The sequence below is a fragment of the Allobosea sp. ASV33 genome, from assembly GCF_016428755.1.
In the GTDB taxonomy this organism is placed as follows: domain Bacteria; phylum Pseudomonadota; class Alphaproteobacteria; order Rhizobiales; family Beijerinckiaceae; genus Allobosea.
The window spans coordinates 1-17580 of sequence record NZ_JAELTI010000105.1 but is presented as its reverse complement, the minus strand read 5'-3'; the positions used below and the strand labels follow the sequence as shown (position 1 = coordinate 17580).

The window sequence follows — 17580 nt, the reverse complement described above, 5'->3', positions numbered from 1 at the left end:
TCCTCGCCCTCATGGGTCAGGAGCACGCGGCCGGTATCGGCGCCGGGCTCGTAGCGCTCCTTGATGATCTGGAGGGCGCGGCCGAACAGGTTCTCGCCGACCTGGCGGAAGGAGATGCCGCCCTTGCCGATCTCGACGAGTTCTTCGGCCCGGTAGAAAACCTGCCGCGGCTTCTCCGGCTCGAAGGCGAAGAATTCGGACAGGCTGATCGGGATGCCGTCGAGGATGCGCTTGAGGACGCCGACGGATGGGTTCACCTCGTTCGCCTCGATCAGCGAGATCGAGGAATTGGTCACGCCGGCCTGCTTGGCCAGCGCGCGCTGCGACAGGCCGCGCTGCATCCGGACATATCTGAGCCGGGCCCCGACATCGATATTCATCGCCGGCCTGTTCCTGCTGTTCTCGATCTTGAACGATAGCCAGATGGATTGTTATTTTTCAAGGCATTAGCGCTCTACTGAAACAGACTTGTTGCGCTGACGAAAACATGAGCACTGACGGGCCTCAAAGGGAGGCCGTCATGACCGTCAACACCAAGCCGTCCACGCTGCAGAACGCCCGTTCGCTCGATGCCTTCTGGATGCCGTTCACCGCGAACCGGCAGTTCAAGCAGGCGCCGCGCCTGCTCGCCAGCGCCAGCGGCATGCATTACGCCACCGAGGACGGCCGCAAGGTCCTGGACGGCACCGCCGGGCTGTGGTGTTGCAATGCCGGCCATGGCCGCCGCCAGATCAGCGAAGCCGTCTCGCACCAGATCGCCGAGCTCGATTTCGCGCCGGCCTTCCAGATGGGCCACCCCATCGTGTTCGATTTCGCCGAGCGGCTCGCCGCCATCGCGCCGGGCGAGGAGGCGAACAAGCTCGATCGCGTGTTCTTCACCGGCTCGGGTTCTGAATCGGTCGATACCGCGCTCAAGATCGCGGTCGCCTATCAGCGTGCCATCGGCCAGGGCACGCGGACCCGCCTGATCGGGCGCGAGCGCGGCTATCACGGCGTCGGCTTCGGCGGCATCTCGGTCGGCGGCCTCGTCAACAACCGCCGCGTCTTCCCGCAGCTGCCGGGGACCGACCATCTGCGCCACACCCATGATCCCGCCCGCAACGCCTTCACCCGCGGCCTGCCCGAGCATGGTGCCGAGCTCGCCGACGATCTCGAGCGGCTGGTCGCGCTGCACGGCGCGGAGACGATCGCGGCCGTCATCGTCGAGCCGATGGCGGGCTCCACCGGCGTGCTGCTGCCGCCGAAGGGCTATCTGCAGCGCCTGCGCGAGATCGCGACGAAGCACGGCATCCTCCTGATCTTCGACGAGGTCATCACGGGGTTCGGGCGCCTCGGCACGCCTTTCGCCGCCGATTATTTCGGGGTGATGCCGGACCTGATGACCACCGCCAAGGGCCTGACCAACGGCGCCGTGCCGATGGGCGCGGTCTTCGCCAGCCGAAAGGTGCATGATGGCCTGATGACCGGGCCGGACGCGATGATCGAGCTGTTCCACGGCTATACCTATTCGGGTCACCCGGTCGCCTGCGCGGCGGGCCTCGCCACGCTCGACATCTACGCGTCCGAGGGGCTGCTGACGCGGGCGGCCAAGCTGGCGCCGGTGTGGGAGAACGCGGTGCATTCGCTGCACGATGCGCCGCATGTCGTCGATATCCGCAATCTCGGCCTCGTCGCCGGCATCGAGCTTTCCTCGCGCGACGGTGCCGCCGGCGCACGCGCCTACGAGGTCTTCGTCGACTGTTTCGAGAAGGGGCTGCTGATCCGCGTCACCGGCGACATCATCGCGCTGTCGCCGCCGCTGATCGTCGAGGAGGACCAGATCGGAGAGATGGTCGAGACGCTGCGCGGCGCGCTGAAGCGGGTGGCCTGACGGCGTTCAGATGCGGCGGCGCGAGATCGCCGTCGCATCGGGATCGAATGCTGCCGTCGGCGCTCTGTGCTAGATGTCTCGCGCCCTGACCTCCACGAGATAGCCGATGACGACCTCTCCCTGCCCGCCGATCAGCGATGCCGACTGGCCCGAGGCGATCGCCGAGATGAAGACCGGCTTTGCCGGTGCGCTCAATGTCTACCGGACGATGGCGCATCACCCGGCGCTGCTGAAGGCCTGGGCGCCGCTGCGCCAGCATGTCGTCAAGGACAGCGCGCTCGGCCCGGTGCGCTCCGAGGTGGTGATCCTGCGTGCGGCGCACCGTATGGGCTCGCCCTATGAATGGGCGCATCATGTCAGCCGCGCGCGGGTGCTCGGGATGAGCGATCAGCGCATCGCCGCGCTACGCGGCGATCCGCAGGGCGAGGACGGATTGATCGTGCGGGCGGTCGATGCGCTCTTCATCGACAAGCGCCTGTCGCTATCGCAGGAGGCCGAGCTTGCCGCGGCGATCGGGCGCGAGGCGGTGTTCGACCTGATGGCGACGGTCGGCTTCTATTCGGTGCTCGGCTACATGCTGATGACCTACGAGACGCCGATCGATGAGGCGATCGCGATGGAGATGGCCGAGAAGCCGCTGGGCACCGTCTAGCCGTCGATTTGGCGAAGCAGGCGGGCATCGTGTAACCCCGCCTGACTGGGCCGATCGCGAGCGCCCGGCCGCAAGACGGGAACGACATGTCCGACGACGATTACATCTATGACGAGGCGACCGGCGAATGGCGCCCGGCCTCGGACGTGAAGCAGGCGGCTGCTGCCGCTGCGCCCGTGGTGCGCGATGCCGCCGGCAACGTGCTCGCCGACGGCGATTCCGTCGTGCTGGTCAAGGACCTCAAGGTGAAGGGCGCCAATCAGACCCTGAAGCAGGGCACGGTCATCCGCACGATCCGTTTGACGGAGAACGTCGAGGAGATCGACTGCCGCCACGACACGATCAAGGGCCTCGTGCTGCGGACGGAGTTCGTCCGCAAGCGTTGATGCCTCGGGCTGCGCCTACCAGAGGCGCGGCCCCTCCATCGTCGAGACATGGGCGGAGACCACCTTCCAGCCCAGATCGGGAAAGCGCACCCAGCTCTGGCTCTGCCGGCCGATGACGTCGCGTCCGCGCACCTTGAACTCAAGGTTCACGGTGGCGATGTCGCGTCCCAGCGTCAGGATCTCCAGCCTGATCCGTTTCTCCTTGATGCCCGGCCCCGGCGGGCGCGCGACGCGATGGCCGTGGATCTCCTGGAAGCCGTAGCCGTTCTCGTGAAGCGCATAGCGGATCGTGTAGGGGCTGTTCCAGAACGAGGCGTCGAGCACGTCGACATCCTTGTCGACAAGTGCCTGCTCGTAACGTTCGAACAGGGCGCTGATCTCGGCCACGACGTCGGGGATGTTCGGGGTCAGGTCGGTCATGATGCGGCCTCCATGGCCTGTGCGACGGCGATCAGGCTGGCATCGCTGCCGCGTGAGCCGATGATGGACAGGCCGATGGGCGCGCCGTCGACGAGGGCGCCGGGCAGGTTAACCTGTGGATGGCCGGCAAGCCCGCCCTGCGCGCAGAGGCAGGTGATGCGATCCCGCATCGGCCGGAGAACCGGCATCGGCAGACCGCGCAAGGGCGCGGGGAAGGGCGTCGTCGGCAGGCACAGGATGGTGCCTGATGGCAGCAGGTAGCGCAGCCGCGCGCGGGCTTCCTCGCGCATCAGGGCGGCCCAGTTCTGCTCGGCGACTGGCACCTGCGAGCCGGCGATCAGCCCGGCCGCGACGCTGAAGGCCATGCGCGGATTGTCCCGCTCGATCCAGGGACGGAAGGTCTGCCAGGCCTCGACCGGTTGCAGGCTGCGCTGCGCCCGCGCCCAGACGGACAGGCCCTGCGGCGCCATGATCTCGTCGCGCGGCGTCGCGCCGAGCACGCGGGCGAGCCGCTCGACCATCGGCCGGAGCGCCTCCGCCACCTCCGGGTCGGCGAAGCCGAAAGCGTCGGTGGCGACGAGGAGCTTCGTCGGCAGCGGGCCGGGCGCCTCGCCGAGCAGCGCCGTGCCGATGCGCGCGAAGGTCGCGGCGTCGCGCGTGAACCAGCCGGCCGTGTCCGAGCTCGGCGCCTGCGGCATCAGGCCGGTCAGGTCGAGCCGGCCATGGGTCGGGCGGATGCTGTAGAGCCCGCAGAAGCTGCCGGGCACGCGCATCGAGCCGCCGGTATCGGTGCCCAAGGCGGTGTCGCAGAGCCCGGCGGCGACGGCCGCGGCCGAGCCCGACGAGGAGCCGCCCGGCACGCGATCGGGCGCGGCCGTGTTCAGGGGCGTGCCGTCGAACGCATTCTCGCCGAGGATGCCGAGCGAGACCTCGTCGGTGATCGTCTTGCCGACGAGCTCGGCACCGGCGTCCAGCAGGGTCTGCACCGCCCAGGCATGCTGCTCCGGGATGGGGTTGGCCCGAGCCCAGTCATGGTTGCCGCCACCGGTCGGCGTGCCCGCGACGTCGAACAGGTCCTTGACCGCGAAGGTGAGACCCGAGAGCGATCCGCCCGGCTTGCCGGGAATGCGGATGCGCGGGCCGGGCACGAAGGCGTTGACGCGATCCTCCATCACAGCCTCGGCGATCGTGTTTCGCCCGGGCAGGTCGGTCGGGTCGGCATCGGCACGGCTTCAGTCCTTCGTCGGATTCGGCTGATCGTTCGAGGCAGCCTAAGCCGCTTTGCCGCCGCTGCAAGCGCCGCCGCGCCGGCTTGTCGCGTCCGTCACCGGGAAGCTTCTGCGGCAGCAGACCGGATTGCGCCTTGTTCCTGCGCGATCAGGAACGCAACCTGAGCCTCGGTCTCGACTGCGGCCGCGTCATGCTCGCGGCGGATCACTGCGATCGCGTCTGCCGCACTTGCCCCATTCTCGACGAGCAGCAGCGCGGCGATGGTGCCTGTGCGGCCGAGGCCGGCGCGGCAATGGATCGCCCAGCTCTCGCCTTCGCGGAGGCGATGCGCCAGATCGAGCTTGCGCCAGCCGGTCATGAAGCCCGCATCCGGCACGCCGTAATCGGGGATTGGGAGATGGGTCCATTCCAGCCCGGCCGCATGGATGGCGTTGGCGAAGCCTTCCGGAAATTCCCTGGCTTCCACGAGGCTGAGCAGGCCGCGCGCGCCCAAGGCAGCGAGCCGCGACAGATCCTCGGTCAGCGCCACCCGCGATGCGGCCTTATCGAGCGTCTCCTTGCGCCGGCCGGGGCAGGGGCCGAGCAGGAGCGCGCCGGCGAAACCGGGCAGGTCGAGGCGGGAAACGGAAGGCGCCGGGCTGTGCAAACAATCCTCCAGGGAGTGGGCAGCAAGGCATTCTAACGGCCGTACTGTCTTCGTGCGAGGCGATGTTGGTGCCCCCCGCGCTGAGCGGCAAAGCGGAATGCGGGAAAGAGCAAAAGGCAGCGCGCGGTTTGCCGCAATCTATTCCAGATCATCATAACAATGCGCCGCGAATGCATTGGCCAGCGGCGCTTCGGGCGTGCCATCCTCCCGTCATCAGGGGCGTGCTGCGGCGCTCCGGTTCGGCGGAGCCCGGCGTGCCAGACGATTACAGCACTCTCTACGAGGCGGTCGAGCCTTATCGTTCCCTGCGCCTGCCGGCCGGGGACGGACATGAGCTCCATGTCGAAGAGAGCGGCAATCCCGACGGCATTCCCGTGGTCTTCCTGCATGGCGGGCCCGGCGGAGGCACCAAGCCGGCCCAGCGCAAGACCTTCGACCCGTCCGCCTTCCGGATCGTGACCTTCGACCAGCGCGGGGCCGGGCGCTCCAGCCCCCTGGCGGAGCTGGCCGGCAATACCACGCAGGCGCTGATAGCCGATCTCGAACGCATCCGGGAGCATCTCGGCATCGCGCTCTGGCTTGTCACCGGTGGTTCCTGGGGCAGCTGCCTTGGGCTCGCCTATGGGCAGGCCCATCCCGAGCGCTGCCTCGGCTTCCGCCTGCACGGCATCTTCATGGCGGAGCGCGCCGAGATCGACTGGTGGTTCCACGGCTCGCGCACGATCTTCCCGGACCATTGGGAGGTCTTCGCCAATTTCGTGCCGGAGGCGGAGCGCGGCGATCTGCTCGGCGCCTATTACCGCCGGCTGACCGGCCCCGACCGCGAGCAGCAGATAGCCGCTGCCATAGCCTTGCGCACCTTCTCGGGGAAGACGCAGACCTTCCTGCCCGATGCCGAGCATGTCGCGGCGCTGACCGAGCCGGATGCCGCGCTCGCACTGGCCCGCATTTTCACGCATTACTGCGTCAACGGCGCCTTCCTCGAACCCGGCCAATTGCTGCGCGACGTCTCGCGCATCCGCCACCTGCCGGCCGAGATCGTGCAGGGGCGGTACGATATCGTGACGCCGATGTGCACGGCCTGGAGCCTGAAGACAGCCTGGCCCGAGGCGCGCTTCACCATCGTGACCGAGGCCAACCACGCGGCGACGCCGAATGCGCCGGCCCTGTCTCTGGCGCTGCGCGATGCGACCGATCGCTTGCGCGATTCGATGCCGGCCCTCGCGGCCTGAAGGAAGCACCATGTCCGAAGCCGCCAGCCAGATCCGCCCGGGCATCGCGCCCTATCTCGAAATCCGCAGCGCCAAGAGCCCGGCGGTGGCGCCGGATGGCGAGCTCCTCGCCTATCTCAGCGACGAGAGCGGCACGCACCAGATCTGGCTCCGGCCGCTCGCCGGCGGGGCGCCCTGGCGCCTGACCGACATGCCGGAACCCGTCGGTTCGATCGCCTTCAACCCGAAGAGCCGCGACCTGCTCTTCACCATGGATTGCGGCGGCGACGAACGCCACCAACTCTGGCTCGTGCCGGGGGCCTCGGGCGTGCCGCAGCCGCTGACCGACGATCCGACCGTGGTCCATGTCTGGGGTTGCTGGGCGCCGGACGGGCAGCGCATCGCCTTCGCCTCGAACGCGCGCGACCGCGAGCATATGGACATCTATGTGATGGACATGGCGACGCGGGCGACGCGGCGCGTGTTCGAAGGCAGCGGCTATCGCGAGGCGCTGGCCTTCTTCCCGGACGGGCGCTCGCTGCTGATGGCCGACGCCACCCACGCGATGAACGACCAGGACCTCTATCGGCTCGATCTCGAAAGCGGGGCGCGCGAGGCGCTGCTGCCGCATGAGGGTCGGGCCCGCTATGCCGCCAGCCGGATGAAGAAGGACGGCAGCGGCTTCTTCACGATCACCGACCAGGGCCGGGAATTTCTCAGCGTCGCCTTCCGCTCGGCGACCGACGGCGCGCTCAACTGGGTCGTCGAGCGCGACGGGCAGGATATCGAGGCGGTGGCGCTGGCGCCGGACCAGAACCGCCTCGCCTATGTCGCGAATGATCGCGGCTGGAACCGCATCTTCGTGCGGGATATCGCCGGTGGGGCCGAGTTCGAAGTCGAAGGCTTCCCTGCCGGCTCGATCGGCTCCGTCGCCTGGCTGCCGGATGGTTCGGGACTGATCTTCCCGCTCGACGGTTCGACCTCGTCGCCGGATATCTGGCGCTTCGATATCGCTTCGAAGCAGGTGAAGCGCCTGACCGATGCCTCGAAGGCCGGGCTCGACCCGGCCGGCTTCGTCGAGCCGACGGTTGCGAGTACGAAAAGCTTCGACGGGCTAGAAGTCCCGTTCTTCGTCTACCGGCCGCGCGGCAAGGCGCCCGACGGGGGCTATCCCGCTGTCGTCGTCGTACATGGCGGTCCGGAGGCGCAGTGGACCCCGATCTTCCGGGCCGACCTGCAGTTCTTCCTGAGCCAGGGCATCATGGTGATCGCGCCGAACGTGCGCGGCTCGACCGGTTATGGCCGCAGCTACCACCATCTCGACGACAAGCATCTGCGCATGGACAGCGTCGCCGATCTCAAGGCGGTCAGGCTCTGGCTGCGCGAGCAGTCGGATGTGAATGATGAGCGCGTCGCCGTCTATGGTCGCTCCTATGGCGGCTTCATGGTGCTGGCGGCGCTGACCGAGCAGCCGGATTTGTGGAAGGTCGGCATCGAATTCTACGGCATCGCCAATTTCCTGACGCTGCTGCAGACGACCGGGCCGTGGCGGCGCTATCTGCGCGCTGTCGAATATGGCGATCCGGTCGCCGATCGCGAGAACCTGATCCGCTTCTCGCCGATCCATAAGCTCGACCGCATCCGCGTGCCGCTCTTCATCGCGCAGGGACTCGACGACCCCCGCGTGCCGCCGGGCGAGAGCGAGATGATCTATTCCGTGCTGCGCGGTCTCGGCCGGCCGGTCGAGTATCTGCGCATCCCGCATGAGGGCCACGGCTTCGCCCGGATCGAGAACCGGCGCGCCGTTTTCGGCGGGGTGGCCCGTTTCCTGCGAGAGCATCTGTAGAAAGGATACCAGCCATGCAGAATTCCGAGATCATCTGGGAGCTGGTCGATGCCAAGCGGCAGCCTTTCGAGGCACTGAGCGACCGCGTCTGGGGCATGCCCGAGATCGCCTATACCGAGTATGGCTCGGTCGGCGAGCATATCGCGATGCTCAAGGAGCAGGGCTTCCGCATCACCGAGAACGTCGCGGGCATCCCGACCGCGGTGATGGGCGAGGCGGGCGAGGGCGGCCCGGTCATCGCCATCCTCGGCGAGTATGACGCGCTGCCGGGCCTGAGCCAGGAGGCTGGTATCGCCGAGCCGAAGCCGGTCGAGGCCGGCGGTCACGGCCATGGCTGCGGCCACAACATGCTGGGTTCGGCCGCGCTGCTGGCGGCGACGGCGGTGAAGGACTGGCTCGCCAAGACCGGCCGCCCGGGGCGCGTGCGCTATTTCGGCTGCCCGGCGGAAGAGGGCGGCGCGGCCAAGGCCTTCATGGTGCGGGCCGGCGCCTTCGATGATGTCGATGTCGCGATATCCTGGCACCCGGCCACGATGACCAAGGTCGACGATGCCTTGTCGTTGGCCAACACCCGGATGGATTTCCAGTTCACCGGCCGCGCCTCGCATGCCGCTGCCGCGCCGCATCTCGGCCGCTCGGCGCTCGATGCGGTGGAACTGATGAATGTCGGCGTCAACTACATGCGCGAGCATATGCCGTCGGATGCGCGCATCCATTATGCCTATCTCGATGCCGGCGGCATCGCGCCCAACGTCGTGCAGGCCTCGGCCAAGGTGCGCTACGCCATCCGGGCCCGCGACCTCGCCGGCATGCTGGAGCTCAACGAGCGCGTGAAGAAGATCGCCGAGGGCGCGGCCCTGATGACCGAGACCACGGTCTCGATCTCGATCATGAGCGCGGTTTCCAACATGCTCGGCAACACGCCGCTGGAAGACGCGATGTTCGGGAATATCGACCGGCTCGGCCCCGTGCCCTTCGATGAGGCCGACAAGGCTTTCGCCGCGAAGATCCAGGCGACGCTCGGGCCGGCCGACATCCTCAACGACTACCGCAAGACCGGGATCGCGCCGCGCGAGAACACGCCGCTTTGCGATTTCGTCGTGCCGCAGGGCACGCGCGGCGTGCCGATGATCGGCTCGACCGATGTCGCCGATGTCAGTTGGAAGGTGCCGACCATCCAGGCGCGGGTCGCGACCCATGCCATCGGCACGCCCGGCCATTCCTGGCAGATCACGGCGCAGGGCAAGGCGCCGGCCGCGCACAAGGGCATGGTCCATGCCGCCAAGATCATGGCGGCGACCGCGGTGGATGTGATCAGCGACGAGACGTTGCTGGCGCGGGCCAAGAAGGACCATCAGGAGCGGGTGACGCGGACGCCCTATGTCTGCCCGATCCCGGCCGAGGTGAAGCCGCCGATCAAGCCGCGGCCCCGGGCCGCCTGAGTCGGCATCATCCGGGAGCGGCCGCGTGGGCTGCTCCCGGCGACCGATGCATTTCCAGTCCAACGATAATCAAAGAGCGGGATCGAGAGCATGACCAACCGAAACGACGTGACCGGAACCAAGCGACGCTCCGCCGGGCGCAGGCTCCTCTCCGCCGCGGCGGTTGCCGCGCTTTGCGCCGGCGCGGGAGCGGCCTTCGCCGCGACGCCGAAGAATGCATTGGTGATGGCCTGGAATGTCGACGCGATCAGCACCTTCGACCCTGCCCAGGTCGGCGAGGTCGTCACCAACGAAATCCTGCAGAACACCTGCGACACGCTGGTCGATTTCGACCCCGCCGACGAGCGCAAGGTCCAGCCGAGCTTCGCCGAGCGCTGGGACGTCTCGCCCGATCGCAAGGAGATCACCTTCCACCTGCACAAGGGCGCGAAATTCCCCTCCGGCAATCCCGTCACGGCCGAGGATGTCGCTTGGTCGCTGCACCGCGTCGTCAAGCTGAACTTCGGCAATGCGGCGACGCTGACCGAGTTCGGCTTCACCAAGGACAATGTCGAGCAGACCATCGTCGCCGGCGACAACACGGTCACGTTCAAGCTCGACAAGCCCTATCCGACGACGCTCGTGCTGCAGTCGATCGCCGCCAACCGGGTCTCCATGGTGATGGACAGGAAGACCCTGATGGCGAACGAGCAGGGTAGCGATCTCGGCAACAAATATCTGGCGACGCGTACGGCCTGCGTCGGCCCCTACAAGCTGACGCGCTGGAATGCCGGCGAGTCGATCGTGCTGGAGGCGAATGACGGCTATTGGGGCAAGGCACCCGGCCTGAAGCGCATCCTGATCCGCCATGTCGCCGAGCCCGGCACCCAGCGCCTGCTGCTCAGCCAGGGAGATGTCGATGTCGCTCGCGACCTGACGCCGGAAGACCTGAAGGACCTGGAAGGCTCCAAGGACGTCTCGATCGTCAAGGTGCTCAGGCCGCAATTGTTCTACTGGGGCTTCAACGTCGCGGACGGTCCGTTCTCGAAGGAGAAGGTGCGCCTCGCGATGCGCTACCTCATCGACTACGAGGGCCTCGGCAAGACGGTGATGACCTATCTCGGCGTGCCGCGCGCCAGCTTCGCCCAGCTCGGCGCTGTCGGCGCCCTCGACGCGAAGGAGGGGCAGCCCTTCAAGCTCGACCTCGACAAGGCCAAGCAGCTCCTGACGGAAGCCGGCTATTCCAACGGCTTCGAGGCGAGCGTGCTCTTCGGCACGCTGCCCCATGCCAATCCGATCGCCCAGAGTGTGCAGCAGAACGCCGCCAAGGTCGGCGTCAAGCTCTCGCTGGAGCGCATGGCCAATGCCCAGCTCTTCAGCAAGGTGCGCGGGCGCGAATACCAGTCGGCGATGCTGGCCTGGCAGACCAACGTGCCGGACGCCCATGGCAACGCCTCGCGCCTGGTGTTCAATCCCGATAACCGGCCGGAAGCCAAGCAGACGCAGTATCCGAGCTGGCGCTCGGCCTATCAGGATCTCGACCTCAACAAGAAGGTCGACGAGGCACTGCTCGAGCCCGATCCGGCCAAGCGCGACGCGCTCTATGCGACGCTCCAGAAGGACGTCATGGCCAAGGGCCCGATGGCCTTCATGTTCCAGATGAATAACGTCGCCGGCGTGCGCAAGGACCTGAAGGCGTGGACCTGGAACGGCTTCCGGGCCTATTACGAGCTAGCGGCCAAGTAAGGCCGCCGCGATGTCCCGGACCGCCATCGCCGCGTCCGGCCAGAGCTCCGATCCGGGACGGACCATCTTTCCGTCCTGGCTCAAGGCTTCGGGCCGAACGCTCGCCTCCTTCGCTGTCACCCTGCTCGGGCTGGCGGCGCTGACCTTCTTCATCGGCCGCCTGCTGCCGCTTGATCCCGTCGTCGCCGTGCTCGGCGACAACGTGACCCAGGAAGCCTATCAGGCGATGTACAAGCAGCTCGGTCTCGACCAGCCGCTTTATGTCCAGTTCGGCCGCTATATCCGGGGCGTGCTGCATCTTGATTTTGGCATGGCGCTGACCACCGGCAAGCCGGTGATGGCCGACATCGCCCGCGTCTTCCCGGCGACGATCGAGCTCGCCAGCGTCGCGATCGTGATCGGCACGAGCTTGGGCATTCCGCTCGGCGTGCTCTCGGCGATGTATCGTGGTTCCTGGCTCGACCAGATCGTTCGGGTCGTCGGCCTGATCGGCTATTCCGCGCCGAACTTCTGGCTCGGCCTGATGGGGCTGGTGCTGTTCTACGCGACGCTGGGCTGGGTCGGCGGTCCGGGCCGCATCGACTTCACCTATGAGTTCGACCTTGAACCGGTCACCGGGTTCCTGCTGATCGACAGCTTGCTGGCCGGCAACTGGGAGATGTTCGGCAATGCCGTGTCGCACATCATCCTGCCGGCCTCGATCCTGGCCTTCAGCTCGCTCGCCTATATCAGCCGTATGACCCGCAGCTTCATGATGGAGCAGCTCAGCCAGGAATATGTCGTGACGGCGCGGGTGAAGGGTCTGTCCTGGGCGCGCACGGTCTGGGGCCATGCCTTCCGGAACATCGCCGTGCAGGTGGTGACGGTGGTCGCGCTCTCCTACGCCTTCCTGCTCGAAGGCGCGGTCTTGACCGAGACGGTCTTCGCCTGGCCGGGCTTCGGCCGCTACCTGACCAATGCTCTGCTCGCCGGCGACATGAACGCGGTCGTCGGCTGCACGCTCCTGGTCGGCGTCATTTTCGTCACGCTCAACCTGTTGTGCGACCTGCTTTACCGGGTTTTCGACCCGCGGACCCGCTGAGGCATGGCCATGGCACCACAACCCATCGACCCGGCCGGCGCGCAAGGCCTCAAGGCCTGGCTCGCCGCGCCCGTCCCGTCCTCGCCCTTCCAGGCGCGGATGCAGCAATTGTCGCTGAAATGGTGGCGGCTCAAGGCCAATCCCGCCGCCCTGTTCGGCCTCGCCATCATCGTGCTGATCGCGCTCACGGCGTTGTTCGCGCCCTTGATCGCGACGCATGACATCTACGCGCAGGACCTGACGATGCGCCTGCAGCGGCCCTCCGCCGCGCACTGGTTCGGCACCGACGAGCTTGGCCGCGACATCTTCAGCCGGCTGGTCTTCGGCGCGCGGATCACGCTCTACATCGCCCTGCTGACGGCGGTGATCGCGGCGCCGCTCGGGCTGATCGTCGGCACGACCTCCGGCTATCTCGGCGGCTGGGTCGATACCGTGCTGATGCGCATCGTCGACATCTTCCTGGCGTTTCCGAGCCTGGTGCTGGCCCTCGCCTTCGTCGCGGCGCTCGGGCCGGGCATCGACCACGCGATCATCGCGATCGCGCTCGCCGCCTGGCCGCCGATTGCGCGATTGGCGCGGGCTGAGACGCTGTCGATTCGCAAATCCGACTACATCGCGGCGGTCCGCCTGCAGGGCGCGTCGCCGCTGCGGATCATCCTCGGCCATGTCGTGCCGATGTGCATCCCCTCCGTCGTGGTGCGCATCACCCTCAACATGGCGTCGATCATCCTGACTGCGGCCGGCCTCGGCTTCCTCGGCCTGGGCGCGCAGCCGCCGAGCCCGGAATGGGGGGCGATGCTGGCGTCGGGCCGCGAGTTCATCCTGACCAATGGCTGGATCGCCGGCATTCCCGGCCTCGCCATCCTCGTCACCAGCCTGGCCTTCAACCTGTTCGGCGACGGCCTGCGCGACATCCTGGATCCGCGCCATGGATAAGCCGCTGCTCGAGGTCGAGGACCTCTCCGTCACCTTCAAAGGCGCGCATCGCTCTGTGCAGGCGGTGCGCGGCATCTCCTTCAGCGTCGGCCGCGAGAAGGTTGGCATCGTCGGCGAATCCGGTTCCGGCAAGTCGCTGACCGGGCGCACGATCCTGAAGCTGACTCCGAAGGCGGCGACCATCTCCGCCAGAAAGCTCTCCTTCGACGGGATCGACCTGCTCGCGGCCAGCGAACGCCAGATGCGGACCATCCGCGGCAACCGCATCTCGATGATCCTGCAGGACCCGAAATTCTCGCTCAATCCGCTGATGCGGGTCGGCGAGCAGATCACCGAGGCCTACCGGCTGCACCACAAGGTCGGCGGCAAGGAGGCGGAAGCCAAAGCGCTCGCCATGCTGGAAGCGGTGAAGATCCGCGACCCGGCCCGCGTCTTCAGGCTCTATCCGCACGAGGTTTCGGGAGGCATGGGCCAGCGTATCATGATCGCGATGATGCTGATCCCGGAGCCGGACCTGATCATCGCGGACGAGCCGACCTCGGCGCTCGACGTCACCATCCGGCGGCAGGTGCTGAGCATCCTCGACGAGCTGGTGACGCGGCGCGGCGCCGGGCTGATCTTCATCAGCCACGACCTCAATCTCGTGGCGGATTTCTGCGACCGCGTGCTGGTGATGTATGCTGGCCGGATCATGGAGGACATCCCGGCGCGAGAACTGCGCAATGCGCGCCATCCCTATACCCGTGCGCTCCTCGACAGCCTGCCGCGCCTCGACCGGCAGGCCGACATGCTGCAGGTGCCGAGCCGCGACCCGGCTTGGCTGGACGGGCCGACTTTGCAGAGCGGGAGCCGGGCATGAGCGCTGTCGATCCCGCTCCGGCGGTGAACCGCCCGGCCGCGCTGACGGTCAGCCATCTCTCGGTCGTCTTCGGCCGTGGCCGCTCGATGCTGAAGGCAGTGGACGATGTCTCCTTCACGCTTGGGCATGGCGAAGCCTTCGGGCTGATCGGCGAATCCGGCTGCGGCAAGTCGACCGTGCTGCGCGCGCTTGCCGGGCTCAACAGCGAGTATGGCGGCACGATTGCCTTCCAGGATCGCGAGGTGCCGCATAAGCGCGACAAGGCCTTCTTCCGGCGCGTGCAGATGGTGTTCCAGGACCCCTATTCCTCGCTGCACCCGCGTAAGATGGTGCAGAACGTGCTGGCCGAGCCGCTGAAGATCCACGGCTTCGACCGGCCGCAGGAGCGCATCGACGAAATCCTGACCGCCGTCGGCCTCGGACCGTCCTTCCGCTATCGCTTCCCGCACGAGCTCTCGGGCGGGCAGCGCCAGCGCGTCGCGATCGCGCGGGCGCTGATCATCGAGCCGGAGCTGCTGCTGTTGGACGAGCCGACCTCGGCGCTCGACGTCTCCGTGCAGGCGGAAATCCTCAACCTGCTGAAGCAGCTCCGCCGTGACCGAGACCTGACCTATCTGATGGTCAGCCATGATCTCGCGGTCGTGACGCATCTCTGCGAGCGCGTCGCGATGATGAGCGAGGGCCGCATTCTAGAGGAGATGAGCGCTGCTGACGTCAGGGCCGGCCGGGCGCATGAGCCCTATACGCGCGAGTTCCTTGAGGCGAGCGTCGGCTATCGCCCGATCGCGTGAGCGGACGGGCTTCTAGGAAACAGACAATGAATGAGACAGGCATGACGGGCGTGGCCGAGAGCACGGAACATTGGCCGGCGAAGGGCTGGGAGACCATCGCGCCGGAGGCGGCGGGCTGGTCGCGCGAGGGGCTCGACCGCGCCTGGCGCTATGCCGACACCATCTCGACGGCGACGCTGATGATCGTGCAGGGCGGGCGCGTGGTGGCGAGCCGCGGTGATCTCGCCCATCGCTACCAGTGCCATTCCGTCCGCAAGAGTTTCCTCAGCGCCCTGATCGGCATCCATGAGGAGGAGGGCCGGATCGACCTGTCGCGGACGCTCGCCGAGCTCGGCATCGACGACAAGGAAGGTCTCAGCACCCTGGAGAAGGCCGCGACGATTTACGACCTGCTGACGGCACGCTCCGGCATCTTCCATCCGGCCGGCTATGAATCGCCCTGGATGAAGTCGATCAAGCCGCCGCGCCATTCGCAGCCGCCAGGTACCTTCTGGCTCTACAACAACTGGGATTTCAACGCGCTCGGCACGATCTTCACGGCGCTGACAGGTTCCGACATCCATGACGATTTCCTGGCGCGGATCGGCCGCCCGCTGGGCATGGAGGATTTCCGCCTCGACGGCGAGCGGCGCGACGGCTGGCTGCAGCCGGACGATTGCTCGGTTCATCCCGCCTATCCGTTCCGGATGTCGACGCGCGATCTCGCGCGCTTCGGCCTGATGTTCCTTCGGCAGGGCCGCTGGGAAAACGAGCAGATCGTCCCGGCCAACTGGGTCGCGACCAGCGTGCTGCCGCTTTCCGATGCCGGGCCGCGCGGCGGCTACGGCTATATGTGGTGGACCGAGCGCTCCGGCACGGGCTTCCCCGGAGTCGTGCTGCCAGCCGGCAGTTACAGCGCCCAGGGCGTCGGCGGACAGACCTGTCTGGTCATTCCCTCGCTCGACCTCGTCATCGTCCACCGCGTCGACACCGACATCAAGGGCACGGAGGTGAGCCGCTTCGCCTTCGGCCGCCTGCTGCGCCTGATCCTCGAAGCGCGCCGGCAAGATTGAGGACGCGTCAGGCGCTCGCCGATACCGGTGCGCGGCCAGGGTTTTGCGACTTGGCGGGCCGGCTGCTCTCGGCGAGGGCCGCCCAGAACTGCTCGACGGGCAGGCGGCCCTGCTGCCTTGCCCGATAAATCCGGATTTCGGCCGAGACGTACCACGAGGTATCGGCTGCCGGCACGAGCTGCCCGCTGCGCAATTCCTCAACGACAAGGCTTTCCGGCACCCAGGCGACGCCGCGCCCGGCGAGCACCATGGCCTTGAGGCCGACCGACATCGGGTTCTCGTAGACGGTGACCAGCGGCGTCGGCCGCTCGGCGAAGAGCAGGGCGAGCCGCCGCGCGAAGAAGGTCGAGCTGCCATAGCTCAGCAAGCGCACCGGCGCATCGCCACAGCGGAAGGCATGAAGCGGCGCGCCATTGCCGTCAGGAATCGATACGGGAATCGCCCGTTCGCTGCCGAGCCGGCGATAGGTGAAGCGTTCGGGATCGAGTTCCGGCGACACCGCCTCATGGGCATAGGTCAGCAGGAAATCGCATTCGCCGCGGTCGAGCAGCGCGACATTGCCGTCGAAGGACGAGCGCTGGTCGCAGAAGCGCGTTTTCAGCGGGCCGAGCGTCTCTTCCAGGCGGCGGATCAGGCTGGGGAAATAGGTCAGCGATAGGGTGTTGAGCGTGGAGAAGACCAGCGTCTCAGCGGCATCTTCATGTTGCTGGCGCAGCTCCTGCCTTGCGCCCTGCACCTGCCTCAGGATGTCCTGGGCGCGCGGCAGGAAGGTCCGGCCTGCTTCGGTGAGGCGGATCGGGTAGCTGCTGCGATCGAACAGCGGTGAGCCGAGCCAGTCCTCGAGCTGCTTGATCCGCCGGCTGAGCGCCGATTGCGTGATGTTCCGTTCACGGGCGGCGCGCGAGAAGCTGAGCGTGGTCGACAGGCTCAGCATGTCCTCCAGCCATTTCAACTCCATCGCCGTTCCTCCGCGCGCAGGATGGCATGGGCGCTCCGGCCACGCCAGAAGCGGGCCGGAGCTTGAAAGGCCGCGCTAGCGCGCGGCTTCCACTTCGCGCAGGCAGATCCTGAGCCGGTCGAGGATCATCTCGACATCGTCGGCGCCGACCGTCAGCGGCGGGCGGATCTTGAGGATATTGTCGGCCGGTCCCTCTCGCCCGACGAGGATGCGCATGTCGCGCAGGCGGTTCATGACATGGGCCGCCGCATCGGTCGCGGGCTCCAGCGTCTCGCGATCCGTGACCAGCTCCAGCCCGAGGAAGAGGCCGATGCCGCGCACGTCGCCAACGCAAGGATAGTCCGTCATCAGCGCGCGCATGCCGGCGAGCAGCTTGTCGCCCATCGCCTTGGCATTGGCCGAAAGCCCTTCCTCCTCGACGATGTCGAGCACCTCGGCGGCGATGCGGCAGGAGAGGTTCGAACCGCCGAAGGTC

The 17580-nt window shown here is 67.3% G+C and carries 18 protein-coding genes; 12 read left to right on the top strand and 6 right to left on the bottom strand.

The genetic code is table 11. The features are described from left to right. The coding region (locus JHD80_RS22955; protein WP_199092167.1) for a helix-turn-helix domain-containing protein at nt 1-380 on the bottom strand (380 nt) is incomplete at its 3' end. Nucleotides 381-520: 140 nt separating this feature from the next. Here JHD80_RS22955 and aptA point away from each other — a divergent pair. From aptA to JHD80_RS22940, 3 genes are all read left to right on the top strand, one after another. Next, nucleotides 521-1870 carry an omega-aminotransferase AptA gene (gene aptA, locus JHD80_RS22950; RefSeq protein WP_199092165.1) on the top strand — a complete coding sequence of 450 codons (1350 nt, stop codon included), beginning with the start codon at nt 521-523 and terminating at the stop codon, nt 1868-1870. A 106-nt stretch (nt 1871-1976) separates the two neighbouring features. Then, entirely contained in the window at nt 1977-2522 is a 546-nt protein-coding gene (locus JHD80_RS22945) for a carboxymuconolactone decarboxylase family protein (RefSeq protein ID WP_199092163.1), read from the top strand. A gap of 86 nt (nt 2523-2608) precedes the next feature. Continuing rightward, nucleotides 2609-2908 carry an alkylphosphonate utilization protein gene (locus tag JHD80_RS22940; RefSeq protein WP_199092161.1) on the top strand — a complete coding sequence of 100 codons (300 nt, stop codon included), beginning with the start codon at nt 2609-2611 and terminating at the stop codon, nt 2906-2908. Nucleotides 2909-2923: 15 nt separating this feature from the next. Here the strand turns inward: JHD80_RS22940 and hpxZ are convergent, their stop codons facing one another. The 3 genes from hpxZ to JHD80_RS22925 all read right to left on the bottom strand — a co-directional run bounded on the left by hpxZ (nt 2924) and on the right by JHD80_RS22925 (nt 5204). Continuing rightward, on the bottom strand, nt 2924-3328 hold the full coding sequence (gene hpxZ / locus JHD80_RS22935; RefSeq protein ID WP_248311733.1) for an oxalurate catabolism protein HpxZ: 405 nt from the start codon (nt 3326-3328) through the stop codon (nt 2924-2926). After that, a complete protein-coding gene (locus tag JHD80_RS22930) occupies nt 3325-4500 on the bottom strand; it encodes an amidase (protein ID WP_199092159.1) in 1176 nt (391 codons plus the stop codon). The genes hpxZ and JHD80_RS22930 overlap by 4 nt, the downstream gene beginning before the upstream one ends. A 152-nt stretch (nt 4501-4652) precedes the next feature. Beyond that, the gene (locus JHD80_RS22925; protein ID WP_199092157.1) at nt 4653-5204 is read right to left on the bottom strand and encodes a phosphatase domain-containing protein; all 552 of its coding nucleotides are present in this window, start codon (nt 5202-5204) and stop codon (nt 4653-4655) included. Nucleotides 5205-5458: 254 nt separating this feature from the next. Between JHD80_RS22925 and pip the strand changes: the two genes are divergently transcribed. From pip to JHD80_RS22880, 9 genes are all read left to right on the top strand, one after another. Beyond that, nucleotides 5459-6436, top strand: a complete 978-nt coding sequence (pip, locus tag JHD80_RS22920; RefSeq protein WP_349237335.1) for a prolyl aminopeptidase — start codon at nt 5459-5461, stop codon at nt 6434-6436. Between the two features lie 10 nt (nt 6437-6446). Then, the gene (locus JHD80_RS22915) at nt 6447-8261 is read left to right on the top strand and encodes a S9 family peptidase (protein WP_199092152.1); all 1815 of its coding nucleotides are present in this window, start codon (nt 6447-6449) and stop codon (nt 8259-8261) included. Between the two features lie 14 nt (nt 8262-8275). Next, on the top strand, nt 8276-9703 hold the full coding sequence (locus JHD80_RS22910) for a M20 family metallopeptidase (protein WP_199092151.1): 1428 nt from the start codon (nt 8276-8278) through the stop codon (nt 9701-9703). 90 nt (nt 9704-9793) lie between these two features. After that, nucleotides 9794-11428: an ABC transporter substrate-binding protein gene (locus JHD80_RS22905; RefSeq protein ID WP_199092149.1), complete on the top strand. Its 1635-nt coding sequence runs from the start codon at nt 9794-9796 to the stop codon at nt 11426-11428. A 10-nt stretch (nt 11429-11438) separates the two neighbouring features. Beyond that, entirely contained in the window at nt 11439-12509 is a 1071-nt protein-coding gene (locus JHD80_RS22900; protein WP_199092147.1) for an ABC transporter permease, read from the top strand. Nucleotides 12510-12518: 9 nt separating this feature from the next. After that, nucleotides 12519-13445 (top strand): ABC transporter permease, encoded by a 927-nt coding sequence (locus JHD80_RS22895; RefSeq protein ID WP_199092145.1) that lies wholly within the window; start codon nt 12519-12521, stop codon nt 13443-13445. Further along, nucleotides 13438-14304: an ABC transporter ATP-binding protein gene (locus JHD80_RS22890; RefSeq protein ID WP_199092143.1), complete on the top strand. Its 867-nt coding sequence runs from the start codon at nt 13438-13440 to the stop codon at nt 14302-14304. The genes JHD80_RS22895 and JHD80_RS22890 overlap by 8 nt, the downstream gene beginning before the upstream one ends. Then, nucleotides 14301-15095, top strand: coding sequence for an ABC transporter ATP-binding protein (locus JHD80_RS22885; protein ID WP_199092141.1), 795 nt, complete (start codon nt 14301-14303; stop codon nt 15093-15095). The genes JHD80_RS22890 and JHD80_RS22885 overlap by 4 nt, the downstream gene beginning before the upstream one ends. Before the next feature lie 26 nt (nt 15096-15121). Continuing rightward, entirely contained in the window at nt 15122-16147 is a 1026-nt protein-coding gene (locus JHD80_RS22880) for a serine hydrolase domain-containing protein (RefSeq protein WP_248311732.1), read from the top strand. A gap of 7 nt (nt 16148-16154) precedes the next feature. Here the strand turns inward: JHD80_RS22880 and JHD80_RS22875 are convergent, their stop codons facing one another. Together JHD80_RS22875 and JHD80_RS22870 are read right to left on the bottom strand one after the other, a co-directional pair. Continuing rightward, entirely contained in the window at nt 16155-17105 is a 951-nt protein-coding gene (locus JHD80_RS22875; protein ID WP_199092139.1) for a LysR family transcriptional regulator, read from the bottom strand. A 75-nt stretch (nt 17106-17180) separates the two neighbouring features. After that, nucleotides 17181-17580, bottom strand: a 400-nt coding sequence (locus JHD80_RS22870; protein WP_199092137.1) for an aminotransferase class III-fold pyridoxal phosphate-dependent enzyme, incomplete at its 5' end; no start/stop codon positions are given.